Genomic DNA, 15128 nt, shown 5'->3' with positions numbered 1-15128 from the left:
TAGAAACTGTAAACGATGAACTCAAGAACATCTGTCAAGTCGAACATTCCAGACATAGGTCTTTCGAAAACTTCATCACCAACCTTATTTCAGGATTGATTGCCTACTCCTTCTTCCCCAAAAAGCCTGCAATCAAATATCAACCCGTCAAAACAAGCCAATTAGCCGCTTTTTAAAATCGAACTCAGGTTACTAGTGAAAAACCGGCTTCATCTGATGAAGCCGGTTTTCTTTTTATTAAATATCGCTGAACTATGACCTATTAACCAGAACAATAGTTATTTCCAGCTATTTGTCGGGAAATTATATCATTCAATAAATGGCTCTTAGATTTTGTTGGCTGGGAATTTGTCTGCTGATCGCCGCTACCGTTTCTGCTCAGAATAGTCAGTCGATAGCCCAACTTAAGCAAGCAGACAAAGTTCAGAATTCGAGAGAGAGGATAACCTTTCTATTGTCCGCAGAAGGTCTGCAAACCATTTCCAATGACTCTATCAAAGTAGCTTACCTTCAAAAACTGGGAAACGCCTACGCTCAGGCGTATTCAAACGATACTGCACTTTATCATTTGAATGAGGCACTACAGTTGGTTGACTCCAAGCCGTATAAGTTGCTCAAAGGAGAGATTTATAATAGCCTGGGTAATACGTCCCTCACCCTGAGTGCCACCGACGATGCGATGAAGTACTACAATGCAGGTTTAGAAGAAGTGGGTGATTTGCCCACAGTGGACGGCGCTTCTCTTAAATCACGGCTTCTAGGGAATATAGGAGGAATATACAACGAACTGGAGCAGTATTCGAAATCGCTTGAATATGCACAGGCAAGCTTTCAGGTCATTCAAGAATATAATTTAACAGACCGGTATTTTATGGGGCACCTTGTGCTTGCTTTTGCCCATAGTGCGCTGGGAAATCTTGACCAGTCGATGGATCATAATTTAAAAGTACTGGAAATAATTCTGGAGAATGGGGATTCTTCGTACCTGGCATACGCTTATAAAAATATTGCATCGATTTACCACCAGCAGAAGGATTGGGAGCTGGCAAAGAAGTATTATCTGAGTGCCAGGGATGTTGCCTGGGCAGTTCAGGAGTACGAGGTGTACGTGAGTTGTTTTTCCAATCTGGCGGAAGTTTCAGAGCAGCAGGGGCAGCTCAAAACAGGTATTAGGTATGCCGAGCAGGGCATTGAGGCAGCTAAAACGTATGGGTTGTTACCCAAACATATCGAAGCAATTAAATTTTACTATTCCCTTTTGAAGAAGTCAAACGAGACAGCATTGGCATTGTCGGTGCATGAAGAATACTTGTCGTTGAAAGATTCTTTGTTTAAGCTGGAAACGGTGGCTCAAATTGAGGAAATAGAATCGAAATATGAGAAAGCAGAGCAGCAAAAGGAGATAGCGCTGCTAACGGCACAGCAAGAATTGACAGAAAGTGAATTGTCACGTAAGCAGCAAGTGCAGGCTTTTTTAGTTGGCGCTTCTGTGCTGTCAATAATAATTCTTGTGTTGGTGATCTATAGCCAACGCCAGAAGGCACAATTAAGACATGAGATTCTGGAAGGGCAACTCAATGAATACCGGATACGGCTCAATGAAATGCTGGGGAAATACGAAGGAGATTTTAGTTTGTCGCTCGAAGAACTCAACGGGCGAGTGTCCAACCCAATTTCTGAGCGGGAATATGAAGTGCTGAAGATGATTTTCACCCAAAAGACCAATCAGGAGATTGCCGATGAGCTTTATTTGTCGATCAACACGGTGAAGAGCCATCTTAAAAACCTGTATGATAAGCTGGGTGTGAACAACCGGGCGGAAGTGGTGAAGTTTATTGCTTCGAGGAAATAGGCATTTTTACCAATAATTCCTTAGTTTCAATGGCGAAACAACCTTTCAAACACTATGATTCGTGCAACGCTTGTGGCAGGGTTGCTTCTTGTTGTTTCTGCAGTTTCAGGCTCGCCCTACGATAGCCTCCTCTCGGTGGTGGGTGTTGCCGGGCAGGTAGATAGAGAAGCCCTCACCCAACTCAGCGCCGCAATTCATGACAGCCATTTCCAGGAGGCTGAAGAAAAATACGATGAGGTAATGGCCTTGCTGGAAGCAGGAGGCGATGATGGCGCACTTGCTTTCTGGCTCTCCGATTACGGAGTGCTGCTATGGAGGAAAGGGCGGTTTGCTGGGGCTGAAAGACTTCAGAGCCGCTCCCTTGACCTCTATGCCTCACTGGCCGACTCGCTTGGCATGGCCAACTGCTTCAACCGGATCGGCCTTATTCACGAATCGAGAGGCGATTATCAGATAGCATTGGAGACGTATTTAAAAGCGGAGGAGATTGTGGGTGACGACCCCAGCTTCCTGATCAAGCTTTACAACAATATGGCCATCGTCTACGACCATCAAAACCTGCCAGCTGAAGGCATCAGGCATTATCAAAAAGTGATACAACTTGCTGAAGATGTCGGCCAGCCCGTCGGGGCTATGTTTGCCCTGGGCAACATCGGAGGCAGTTATGTGGAACTGAAAATGTACGACTCTGCTGAGTACTATTTGTCAAGGGCTCAGCATATCGCCCGTCAGGAAGGCGACAGGGGCATGGAGGCCAATATCATGCAAGCCAGGGGCACGATGAACCTCGACCAGGGTAAGCTACAGGCAGCCTACGATTATTATACCTCGGCAAAAAGCCTGAATGAAGAGCTTGGCGATCTCTATGAGCTTAGCTACAACTATCAGGGGCTGGCTGCCTACTACGACAGGCTTGGGCAACAGACCGGAAATACCGCCGATTTTTATAAGAGCCTGGAGTATGCTAAGAGCCTCGTGGAGCTTGCCCGCCAAATCGATTCTGACGAGCGCCTGCTATATGGCTACGAACGCCTGGCGGATATCTATGCTATGCTCGATGATTTTGAAAATGCATTGTACATCACGCAGAAACACAGCCAGGTGAAGGATAGCCTTTTTAATGAACGCCAGTCGGAGCAGATACTTGACATGAAGGAAAAATATGAGACTGAGCAAAAGGAGCAACAGATCAGACAGCTGCGGCTGGAGCAGGAGGTGGCGTCACTCACCCGCAACGGCTTGGTCGCTTTTTCGGTACTGGCTGTTGCCATCGGTGGTCTGGTCATCAGCCGACAGCGGCTCAGCATGCAAGCTAGAAAAAAGGAGAAGGAGTTGGCTGAGCTACAGCTGGCGAAAGCCCAAAGCGAAGTGTATCTCAAGGAGCAGGAGCTTCTTACCTATGCCATCACTATAGCGCAAAAGAATAACTTGCTGCATGAAGTGAAAGAGCTTTCGAGGCCTGTAAAGAACCTTGACGAGGCGAATAGCAAGCTAAAAAAAATCAGCCTGGATATTGAGAATGGTCGGGATCTCGCAAAACAGTGGGATGAATTCAGACTGCGGTTTGAAAAAATTCATCACCACTTTTTTGAAAAGCTGGCAGAAATGGCGCCTTCCCTCACCAATACCGATATGCGTATTTGCGCCTATCTGAAACTGGGCCTTACGTCCAAAGAAATCGCCGGGCTGCAAAATGTGGGCGTGGCTTCGGTGGAAGTGCAGAGGTCGAGAATACGAAAAAAACTCGGCCTTGAGCAAGATGAAAACCTGAGTAGCTTCCTAATGGGCGTATCGTAATCTATTGAAAATCATGTAATTAACTATTTTGTTAAGGTTTTGTAAAGGTGCTTTTTTTTACTATTTGATGTGAATGGCGGGTATTTGTCTGAAAAAAACCAGACATGAAAACATCAGCCATTTTATTCTTGCGTCCACTGTTGGCCAAATACTGGCTAGCCCTTTTTCTTTTTACTTTGTTCAACAATAGCTGCTACGCTTTCTATCAGGATACTGTTAAGCCGATTGGGACGCTTAGTACGTCCGAGCCGGTTCCTACTACCAATCAAACTTTTGAAGTAACTGCCTTCTTTTCCGAAGAGGTATATTTCGGCCTTTCTGGTCTCGACCTCACCAATTGCACGGCTAGCAACCTGCAGACCTCAGACAACCAGACATTCACCTTTGATGTTACTGCATTGACGCAGGGATTAGTCAGCATCACCATTCCGTTTTTTAGTGCAAGCGACTTTGCCGGGAATCAACTCAAGGCCAATGTCCTGTTCAACACAGAGTACAACGCTCCGCCAGTGCCATATTTGTTTTCCACCATTTTGGATACGAATGATAACCCTTTTTCTCTTGAAATGGATTTCAGTGAACCTCTCAGCGAACTTTTAACCACAGATTTCACGGTAACAAACGGTACAGTAGCCGACGTCACTTTAACTGCAGTGGCTACCGAGTCCGTTCTGGGAAGGGTTCCCACCCATGTGTCTGCTGTCACCGATATCCATTTTGATCGGGCTAATAAACGCATACTCATTGCCGAGGCATCCGGACATCGGGTCTGGGTATTCAACCGGGCTGGTCAGGCATTGTTTAATTTTGGAAGCCAGGGAAGCGGCGATGGACAATTTCAGCAGCCCTTTGGGGTTTCAACTGATTCAGATGGCAATATTTATGTGGCCGACAAGTATAATTCACGGATCCAGGTATTTGACGATGGAGGTACTTTTATCAGAAAATTTGGTAGCAATGGATCTGGTGATGGAAAGCTAAGTGCTCCCTGGGATCTAGCCCTTGACAGCGATGGCAATATCTACGTCAATGATCTCGGTAACTATCGGATTCAGGTATTCGACAATGCAGGAAATTTCATTCGGAAATTTGGTAGCAAAGGTACTGGCGATGGTCAGCTGTCGTCAGTTCGGCATATGGCTTTGGATAGCGACAACAACTTGTACCTGGCCGATTTAGCTACTCACAAGGTTCACGTATTCGACGATGACGGCAACTTTGTTCGCAAGTTTGGCACCTACGGGTCGGGGCAGGGGCAGTTGTTTAGTCCAAAAACGATCGCCATTAACGACGCTGGTGAAGTGTTGGTGGGAGATAGTTACAGTCGTGTGCAGGTTTTCGACAAAGAGGGAAACTACCGCCGGGTAATTGCAACCAATATGTTTAGTGGAGCGCAGGGGCTTACCATTGACCACAAAGGAAGGGTGTTGACCGGGCTAAATGGTTGGGTGTATTTTTACGACCTGCAGGAAGTGGATTACACAGTAAGCATCACTCCTGAGAATGAAGGAGCGGTCACACTAACCTTGCCGGCAGGTGCAGTGGAAGACAGGGATGGCACATCCAACGTAGTAATGGTTTCCACGACCGCCTACTACGACAGCACGCCACCTGAGGTCACCTTCAGCAACAACAACATTGTCACAAACGATGCTGATTTTTCTTTTAATATTATATTTTCGGAGCCTGTATCACTTTTTGGTATCAATGATCTGCTTGTTACCAATGGTCAGGTCATCGCCTTCTCAGTTGTTGACGAAAGAAGTTATAACCTGGAACTCAAAGCCATAGAGGAAGGCGAGCTGACAGTCACGGTTCCGGAAAATGGAGGGACAGATGACGCAGGCAATGGGAATTTGGAAGCGATTTGGAAGTCTACCTATGATGCCACTCCCCCATCGGCGGAGTTCTCTTCAGCTAATACCATATCGGGAGCCGAGCATGAGTTGGTTGATGTCGTTTTCTCTGAAGACGTGACCGGTTTTGATGTTTCTGACCTTGCGGTTTCCAATGGATTCGCAAGCGATTTGCAGGCACTTTCCGAGAGCGCTTACCGGTTTCTGCTGACTCCAGATAATGAAGGTGAGGTATCTGTATCCATTCCTGCGGGAGTTGCCAGCGACCAGGCCGGCAATGAAAATGATTCACAGAGTTACAGCATCAACTTTGACTTTACAGGCCCCGAATTATCGGCCGAGGCCCCCGTTATGGTAAATGGAGACTTTGAGCTCACAATCGAGTTTAGTGAGGAGGTAGTTGACTTTGAACTCACAGATGTCGTTGCTGTGAATGCCGAAATTACGGCGATCGCCAGTGCCGACAATCAGATATTCACGGTAACGGCAAGGCCACAAGATGCAGGCGAGGTAACTTTTTCTGTATCGTCAGCTATAGCAACAGATCGTGCGGGAAACGAAAATGCGCCTTTGGCTGAGGTAGTCACTGTGGTTTATGATAACGTGGCACCCACTCTCATGCTGAAAGAGGCAAGTCTTGTGCTGGATGAAGGCTCGGCCATACTTACAGTGCTGGATGTTGACGACGGATCGTCGGATAACATGGGGGCTGTTACGATCGTGCTTGGCAAAACTGAGTTTACATGTGCCGATGTGGGTGAAAATGAAGTGGACGTAACGGTCACAGATGAAGCAGGAAATGAGTCTGTTGGTTCGGTCGCCGTCAGTGTCACAGAGTCGAATCCTCCGGTTGCAGTCGCCCGGGATATTGAGCTTGTCTTTGGTGACGAAGTGGAACTGGTGGTGACAGTGGCCGACCTGGATGCTGGTTCTTCGGACGATTGCGGTATATCCTCAATAGGCGTTGACAAAACAAGATTTACAGTCGCTGATCTCGGGAAAAATAGTGTAGTCTTTACGGTTACCGATAAATCAGGGAATTCAGCCTCGACTGAAGTTACAATAGCTATAAAGAAAAGACTGAAAGCCAGCATAGAGCCGGTTTCGATTCGCTACGGAGATATGGTGCCTCCGATCGACATTCATTACGAGGGGTTTGTTGGTGAAGACACCGAAGCAGTACTGGATGAAGCTCCTTCAGTTTATACGGAGGCGGCGCAGGGGTCTGTGCCGAACACCTACCAAATTGAGCTTGAGGGCGGTAGTGACGATGAATACCTAATTGAGCTGAGCTCAGCTGATTTGACTGTGGAGAAGGCGCCGTTGACAATTCAGGCAAATGATGAGGAAAGAGTATACGGAGAGGAGAATCCTGTTTTTTTGTTGCATTACGATGGATTCGTCTTAAGCGAAGATGAGTCCGTTGTGGAGCCACCAACTGCATCTACCGAAGCCACCCCAGATAGTGACACTGGTATTTACTCAATAACATTAAGTGGAGGCAAAGCAGAAAACTACGAGATAACGCTCAAAGACGGTAGCCTGACAGTGAATAAGGCCAGGGCCGCCATCTTAATCACAGGTCTTGAGCAGGAGACCGACAATAAGCCGAAAGAAGTGACAGTTACAACAGATCCTGCCAACCTGCCATATGAAATTACCTACAATGGTGACGTGGACGTTCCGGTGCAAGCCGGTTCCTATCAGGTAATGGTGGTTGTCACAAGTACAAATTACGAAGGGGAAGCCGAAGCCGTCCTGATCCTCAATGATCCAGTTATGGCTGTGGCAGAAACTCTCCTCGCCGACGGAGTTAAAATATACCCGAATCCTGTGGCGGACTACGTAACAGTTGACCTGGGGAACACCGGATTGAACGCAGGAATGATAAGGCTTTTTGATTTGAAGGGGTATGAGATACTGAGGGATCGGTTCTATGGGCAACAGCATTTACTCAATCTACAACGACAAGTAAGCGGCCTCTACCTTCTCGTCGTGACAGACGAGGAGGGGAGACTGCTGAAAAGAGTCAAGGTGAGGAAAGAGTAGGTGAGAATCAGAGAGATTGCTACCACGGGAGATTTGCGAGCGACATTTCTCGGAAAACAATCCCAAGACCACTTTTGTCTTCTGCTAAGAAGAGGCAGTTGCCATATTGGTAACCATCAATTCCATGGAAAGCAGCCTCCTGATCATTAGCCTGTTCTCCCAAACTGGTGTGCCAACAATGCTGGTGTGACCTAATTTGGGTAGGAAAGCTTTCACTACAGATGCAGCTTCAACCACTGCCATTTGGCTTCCCAGGCAATGATGCATACCATAGCCAAATGAAAGGTGATCGTTTACCTTTCTGTCGATAATTAGCTGGTCTGGGTTTTCAAAATGACCGGGGTCACGATTGGCAGACCCAAGGCAAAGAGTGATGGTGCTATTAGCGGGAATTTCAACCCCAGATAGGACTATAGGCTCGGGGTTTGACCTGCCTGTTATCTGCACAGGTGAGTATAACCTTAATATCTCCCGGACAAAGTGCTCAATGCTGGCGTCGTCATCAAGTTTGGGTAGTAGTTCTTTGTCTTCAATTAATGTTTGCAGGCAAATGCTTATCAGGCTGGAGGTTGTTTCAAAGGCAGCAATGAAAAGAAAAATAATGAGCGATACGGGATCAGCATTAAATTCAGGGTTGTCTTCTGCAGCTTTTTTGACAGCAGCTGCCAATCCGGTCGACTCCTTATCAAGGCTGCTGTAGTAAAGATCAAAAGATGCCCGAAGGTTTGTTGAGGCTAACTGGATATTTTTTAAATCTTTAAAAGTCAAATAGGGATCAAGGAGTTGAACCAGCTTGAAGCCATCAGACTGAAGTTCTTCTCCTAAATTTCGCGGCATGCCCAGGACATCGCAAACCATCCATACCGGTAGCTTCTTGGCAATAAAAGAGACCAGGTCAAATGATGGTGGCATATCTGCCAGGATTTGATCACAAATCTCGGAAGACTTTGTCGAAAGAAAAGATTTTGAGGGCCAGTTTTTAGCCAAAACGGATCGAATAAGACTATGTATTGGCGGGTTTTGTTGTATAGGCATTCCTTCCACTGCCTGCCGAATCGAGCCAAAGTCTATGTTTCTGCCCGTGGCATATTGAGTCATTTTATAAATCCATTCCGCTCTGGCTCCTGTCCGAAAATTTTTAGCAAAAAGCACATGCTTCACGCCATCATAGCTCATTACTACGAAGTCCCCAGTGGGTGATTGGAATACAGGGGCATGCGCCAATATTTTGGAATATACTGGAAAGGGGTTAGTAATAAACCCCGGATTCGATGGTTGCCAAAGCTTAGTTACGTCCATTTATCAATTTGTAAACGTGCTCGGTAAAGGAAGAAACAGTTGGGTTGTTGTAGAGACTCAAAGGGTCAATGTCGATTTTATAATGCTCCTCAACATCTCCCAGTAAGAAAATTGAATTCACCGAATCCAGCCCCAGATCATTAAATGCCACAGCATCATCAATCGTGGTGACTTCTTTTCCAATTTCCTTCGCAATTAGTTTTTTGATGAAATCAGCTATTTCAGATTGGCTCGTCATACTAGGAAGTCATGAATAGGTGTAAGGTCAATAGTAAAAATTGTAACTGAGGAATTATTGAGCGTTTCATGACGCAAGTCGTCATAGAATATTTCAATTTATAAGTATTTATGGAGATTCAATAAAAGCGAAACTAAAATCCTGTTAATTTACCCCTCAAGCGTAGAAATATTTGCCAAAACTTGCTTTTCGCAAAGGGGAAAATTTAAGTTACTGTTGTTGATGTTACTTGTATTGAATGCTTTTTAATAGTAGCGGCTACGGGGTCTTTCTGATTCTGTTACTTGTGTTTTATTACTTTACTCCAAAATCCTGGAGGTGGATACTGCTTTTAGCCTCAAGCGTATACTTTTACACGACCTGGAATTCATTCTTTCTTATTGTAGTCGGCCTATCAATTCTAGTAGACTACATCTGTGGGCTTGCGATCTACAACTCAAAGCTACAGTGGCAAAGAAAAGCCTTATTTTGGTCAAGCATAGTTTCCAACATTGGCCTCCTTTTCTTTTTCAAATACCACAATTTCTTTGCTGAGAATATAAATACTGTATTCAGTGCATTGAACATAGCAATTTTGATTCCCAAAAATTCACTTCCTTTTCCCATAGGTATAAGCTTTTATACCTTTCAAACCCTCAGCCACACAATTGATGTTTACAAAGGCTTCAGAAAGCCGGAGCGAAATTTAGGAGTGTTTTCTCTCTACGTATTGTTTTTCCCACAGATTTTAGCGGGCCCAATCGAAAGATCTAAGAATCTTTTGCCACAATTGAATAACCTAAGTCTTTTAAGCTCTGAGAACGTCACCGCTGGCGCACGGCTTATCCTTTGGGGGCTATTTAAAAAAATGGTAGTTGGAGACCGGATCGGGGGGCTGGTGGATTTGGTTTATGGGAGCCCTGAAACGTACAAAGGGTTGCCGCTTATGATCGGCTCCTGTCTTTTTACCGTTCAGATTTTTTGCGACTTCTCTGGATATAGCGACATGGCAATTGGCTCGGCCAGGCTTTTTGGAGTTAAGCTTTCGAAGAACTTTGACAATCGAGTGTATTTCGCCAACTCTAAAGCAAATTTTTGGAAGGGGTGGCATATTACGCTTAGTGACTGGTTTCGGGATTACCTTTTCTTTGCCGTTTTGGGAAAGGGAAGAACGCAGGTTCGCTTTTACCTAAGTCTGCTATTCGTATTTTTTATCACCGGGTTGTGGCACGGAGCAAATTGGGGCTTCGTAATTTGGGGAACGCTGAACGGCGTATGGATAGCAACTGAACGCCTCACCTACAAATGGCGATTTAAACAATTTGATAAATTTGGATTGCTGCGGTTTCCTAGAGTATTCAACTTCTTCTGTATAGCTTTTATTTTTCTGACTACTTCCTTTACGGCAATGTGGTTTAAATCCGAATCGTGGGAGGCTGGTGCTATAATATTGGGACATAGTTTGGACTGGGGTAGTTTCGGAAAAAATCCTCTCACGCTAAAAGAGGTTCAGGAAATTGGCTTTTGTGTGATAGTATTTGTTTTAATGGACATTATTAATGTGACCATGAAGCTGAATGATTTTAGTGAATGGATTGCCAAAAAGTCTTTTCTACTTCGATGGACGATATATATTGTGCTTGTTGAGGCAATACTGAATTTTGGGATTGCCAGCAACGAATTTTACTATTTTAAATTTTAGAGTGAAAAAGGTCTTTCTAAAAGCACTTCTGTTTGTGCTACTTCTGGTTGTGATACGGCTAGTCATAAGTACCTTGTTCCCTTTGGAGGACCGGCAATCGGCACTCAATGGAAAAAGGACATTACTGAGTACAAACGAGAGCTTTAACACCGTCATTCTGGGCTCAAGCAGAGTTGAGAGAGGTGTTGACCCTTCTATAGTCGACTCCATGACAGCCCGCCATCATTTGAAATCTTTAAACCTTGGATTTCAAAGCCTTACTTTTCCTTATATCAATGTTATTTCAAATCAGATTGTGACAGAGAGAGGAGTCGATTATTTGCTGGTGGAGCTGACGGGCCCAGGCCCGGACTTTGGAAATATGGGCCCTTGGTTTGAGTTTATGAGCTCGAATACCGCGGAAAATTCATTTTCTGATATTGTATTCTTATCTCAGCAGATGGCAACAAGCTTGAAAGGGATGCTGAGTACTCGCCTGAATATAGTCAATTTTGCAGGCAGATATCATTCACATAAAGGTCTACGACAAAACGGATACTTACCATACCCCGATAACCTGAGGGACGAGGAGAAACTGCCAAATCTTATAAACTCCAGGTTGACATTAGATGTGCATTCGGGGAATTATCCGCAGCGGAAGTTGCAAAGTAAATACCATTTGGAAGAAACAATCGACAAGGCAAATGCCAACGGAATTAGAATTATTTATATTCTACCGCCATTAATCAAAGATGAAGACGAGGCGACTTTTATATATGAGACTTTCTATGAGCTTCCTGAGGAGTATAGATTGAATGTTTATTCAGCAGAGTTTGCCGAATTGGTAATGGACAGTACTAAAAGGAAAAACTATTTTCACCTTAACAATGAGGGAGCTGTTATTTTCTCTCAAATCCTGGGAGAAAAGCTGAATGAGCACCTCTCTAAATGGCCGGATACTAAAAAGCGGGACAATTAGCCAATACCCGTTAAGGTTAAAATTGGGACAGCTTGGCTGCCTTGGTTTCTTCTCTTCCAACCGCCTCACAAAAAACCCCCTTGAGATTCCAACTAATTAAAATAACTTATACCTGATTCCGTGCGGATGGGTAAGGAGGGTGTAAATTAAACCAGACTTAATGTACTCAATGTTTTATGAGAGCCTACCTACTACTATTCCTTTGTTTTCTTTTTGTCTCGTCCTGTCGGGAAAATAAAAAAGAAGAGCCTTACGATCCCGACTCCTTCATTGACCCAGAGCTTTTTAAGGACCACATTCGGGTGACTGATTTCCAAACCGCTGAGGAAGAAATGAAGGGCTTTCACCTGCCTCCCGGGTTTGAAATCAATCTCTATGCTTCTGAACCCGATATCACCAAACCTATCAACATGGAGTTTGACGACAGGGGCAGGCTGTGGGTTACGCATTCCATCGAATATCCTAATGAGGCTTCTACAGGTTCTGGGCAGGATAAGATCACTATTCTTGAAGATACCAACGGCGATGGGAAGGCAGATAAATTCACTGATTTCGCCAGTGATCTCAATATTCCTATTGGCATTATGCCGGTAAAAGGCGGCGCTATTGCTTATAGTATTCCTAATATCTACTATTTCGAAGACAAAGACGGAGATGATAAGTATGACGAGAAGAGAGTACTTGTAGGCCCATTTGATCATGTCGATACCCATGGCATGATCAATAATTTCCTTCGTGCACATGACGGCTGGATCCACTCCTCGCATGGTTTTCGAAATGCTTCAAAAGTATCTGGCGCTGACCACGATTCAATAAGCATGACGTCTGGCAATACTTTCCGCTTTCGTATCGATGGCAGCCGGGTGGAGCAGACTACTTTCGGCCGGGTCAACCCTTTTGGGTTTGCTGTGGACGATCTTGGCTACGTCTACTCTGCCGACTGCCACACCATGCCCATTTTCCAGATCATCAGCCAGGGTGATTATCCACACTTTGGGAAAAAGCCACCGGGCCTCGGCTTTGGACCGCAGATGATGAATTACCAGATTGGTTCCACTGCCCTTTCCGGACTAGACTACTACAACGGAGAGGCTTTTCCCGAAGAATACAGAAACAGCTTTTACTCCGGCGATGTGGTGGCCTGCAGGGTGAGTCGCAATACGATTACTTATATTGGGTCGACGCCAGTAGCAACGCTTCAAAAAGATTTTTTGGTGAGCGAAGACCCTTGGTTCCGCCCGGTGGATGTGAAAATTGGCCCTGATGGTGCTCTTTATATCGCAGACTTCTATAACCGCATCATTGGGCACTACGAGGTACCGTTAGATCACCCTGGTCGGGACAGGAAGAGCGGTCGTATCTGGAGAATTACTTACAAAGGGGAGACAACCGATCGGGTGGATTGGTCAAATGCAAGCCTCGACGAGCTGATCAAAGGTCTTGGCCAGAGTACTTTTTCGCAACGGATGATGGCGTCGAACCGACTGGTAGACTACAAGGCTGATGAGGCGGCGCAGCCGCTAAAAGCACTTTTGGCGGATGGTAAAGCTTCTTCCAAGCAGAAAGTGCATGCCATGTGGGCGCTAAAGACGCTTGAAGCTCTGTCGGACACAGAGTTAAAAAGTGCTGCTACAGAAAGCGATCAGGAGGTCAGGGTGCACGCCTATCGTCTCCTGACAGAATATGAATCGTTGAATGATGAGACGAGATCTCTGGCGCTGGATGGGTTAAAACATAGCGATCCTCACACGCAGAGAGCGGCGGCTGGTGTTTTCGTGAGGCATCATGATGCTGCCAGCATCAAACCACTTGTGACAGCGGCATTGGCGGTGCCGACGCAAGACACCCACCTTCGATACACTTTGATGATAGCTCTCCGTGATCATCTCAAAAATGCCGATATCCTTGCTGGTGCCGTAGGCCAAACCTGGAACGAAGCGGAAACAAAAGTCCTGATGGACGCCATGACCGACGTGCCTTCTGCCATCGCCTCTGGTTTCATCTACGACAACATAAAGAAGTACAATGCCCCACACGACCGCATGGTGGTGTACTTACAGCACGTAGGACGTTTCGTTCCGGAAGCACAGCTTACTTCGGCGATTGATTTTATCAAAGAGAAATTCAATGGCAATGCGGCCGGTCAATATACGCTGTACAACACGATCCAAACTGGTATCGGTCAGCGAGGAGGTTCTGCCAATGCCAAACAAATGACCAATTGGGCTACAAGCTTTGCTGGTGACTTCCTGAAAAATCTGGAGACAAAACCTCAGCTGGTGGCTGACCAGCCGTCAGCACATGCTGATGAGGAGTATGAGTACTTTGAGGAGATTTCTCAGCGTCAGGAATTTGCGGCGAACATTGCCAGCCAAAATAAACTGACAAGCTATGAACAAGGTCTCCGTGACCTGCTGAATGCTTCGTGGGCCAAAAGCAAACCCAGGGCGGCTGCAGCCAAAGCATTGCTGGACATTAACGGCAAAGGCAATATTAATATGGTAGAAGCCAAATTAATTAGCGCTGAGGAAGAGCCTGCCTTCCGGGAAGAGCTGGCCAGAACAATTGGCACATCATCTTATGCCGGTGTAACGCCGTTGCTGAATAAATCGCTGAAAGATGCGCCCAGCGGATTGCAGGTAGCCATCGCTTCGGTGTTTGTGAACTCAGCCGAAGGCCTAGCCAGCTTACTGAAAGCAGCGAAGGATGGCTTCATCCCGCCCCGGATACTCATGGACAGAAGAGTGAACGAGCAGCTACTATCAAAGCTGACTTCTACGCAGAAAAAAGAATATGATGCACTAACAACAGGTTTGGAGTCTGTGCTGGAGGAAAGGCAAAAACTGATTGATGCCAGATTGGCCAGGTTTGATCCTAAGCCTGACGTGGAGCTGGGTAAGGCTGTGTTTATGAATAACTGCAATGTTTGCCATCAAATCAACAACGATGGCGGCGTGATCGGGCCGCAGCTCGATGGCATTGGAAACTGGGGCAGGAGAGCATTGGCAGAAAAGATTCTGGATCCGAACAGGAACATTTCGCAGGCATTCAAAACGTACACAGTTACCTTGAATGACGGCAAAGTGGTGAGCGGCTTGTTCAGACGGGATGAAGGCGAGCTGGAAGTGTATGCTAATGCCGCCGGCCAGGAATTTACGCTAAGCAAAACCGATATCAAGGAGAAAAAAGCGTCCCAATACACCCTGATGCCCGACGCCTTCGGTGAGTCCATCAGCGAAACTGATTTTGATGCTTTGCTGGGCTATTTGCTTACACAGAAGTAAGACAATTGTGTCGAGGCCTGTCAGGGGACAGACCTCGGTTAAGTCACGAGATAGATCAACTATTGTGTAAAGAATTTTCAATTGTAGATGCGCCCATTCAGGAGGGTGGCCGAA

General features: G+C 45.9%; 9 protein-coding genes. 7 read left to right on the top strand and 2 right to left on the bottom strand.

Features of this window, described 5'->3' with window-relative positions; all coding sequences use genetic code 11:
* From GC130_RS05690 to GC130_RS05675, 4 genes are all read left to right on the top strand, one after another.
* On the top strand, window positions 1-176 hold a 176-nt coding region (locus GC130_RS05690; RefSeq protein WP_304599205.1), incomplete at its 5' end, for a transposase.
* Window positions 177-319: 143 nt separating this feature from the next.
* Complete coding sequence (locus GC130_RS05685) at window positions 320-1852, top strand: LuxR C-terminal-related transcriptional regulator (protein WP_151997306.1); 1533 nt, start codon at window positions 320-322, stop codon at window positions 1850-1852.
* 54 nt (window positions 1853-1906) lie between these two features.
* Window positions 1907-3649 (top strand): tetratricopeptide repeat protein, encoded by a 1743-nt coding sequence (locus GC130_RS05680; protein ID WP_151997305.1) that lies wholly within the window; start codon window positions 1907-1909, stop codon window positions 3647-3649.
* 104 nt (window positions 3650-3753) lie between these two features.
* Complete coding sequence (locus tag GC130_RS05675; RefSeq protein WP_151997304.1) at window positions 3754-7554, top strand: Ig-like domain-containing protein; 3801 nt, start codon at window positions 3754-3756, stop codon at window positions 7552-7554.
* An 84-nt stretch (window positions 7555-7638) separates the two neighbouring features.
* Here the strand turns inward: GC130_RS05675 and GC130_RS05670 are convergent, their stop codons facing one another.
* Together GC130_RS05670 and GC130_RS05665 are read right to left on the bottom strand one after the other, a co-directional pair.
* The gene (locus tag GC130_RS05670; RefSeq protein ID WP_151997303.1) at window positions 7639-8853 is read right to left on the bottom strand and encodes a cytochrome P450; all 1215 of its coding nucleotides are present in this window, start codon (window positions 8851-8853) and stop codon (window positions 7639-7641) included.
* The gene (locus tag GC130_RS05665) at window positions 8840-9091 is read right to left on the bottom strand and encodes an acyl carrier protein (protein WP_151997302.1); all 252 of its coding nucleotides are present in this window, start codon (window positions 9089-9091) and stop codon (window positions 8840-8842) included. The genes GC130_RS05670 and GC130_RS05665 overlap by 14 nt, the downstream gene beginning before the upstream one ends.
* 238 nt (window positions 9092-9329) lie before the next feature.
* On the opposite strand from GC130_RS05665, the gene GC130_RS05660 reads away from it, so the two are divergent.
* The 3 genes from GC130_RS05660 (at window position 9330) to GC130_RS05650 (ending at window position 15014) form a co-directional block, all read left to right on the top strand.
* Window positions 9330-10772 carry an MBOAT family protein gene (locus GC130_RS05660; RefSeq protein ID WP_151997301.1) on the top strand — a complete coding sequence of 481 codons (1443 nt, stop codon included), beginning with the start codon at window positions 9330-9332 and terminating at the stop codon, window positions 10770-10772.
* A gap of 208 nt (window positions 10773-10980) precedes the next feature.
* A complete protein-coding gene (locus GC130_RS05655; protein WP_151997300.1) occupies window positions 10981-11730 on the top strand; it encodes a hypothetical protein in 750 nt (249 codons plus the stop codon).
* A gap of 176 nt (window positions 11731-11906) precedes the next feature.
* Window positions 11907-15014, top strand: a complete 3108-nt coding sequence (locus tag GC130_RS05650; protein WP_151997299.1) for a PVC-type heme-binding CxxCH protein — start codon at window positions 11907-11909, stop codon at window positions 15012-15014.
* Window positions 15015-15128 lie beyond the last annotated feature (114 nt).

Source organism: Imperialibacter sp. EC-SDR9 (assembly GCF_902498805.1).
In the GTDB taxonomy this organism is placed as follows: domain Bacteria; phylum Bacteroidota; class Bacteroidia; order Cytophagales; family Cyclobacteriaceae; genus Imperialibacter.
Note: the sequence above shows the minus strand (reverse complement) of the source record. Positions and strands in the feature narration are given on the sequence as shown.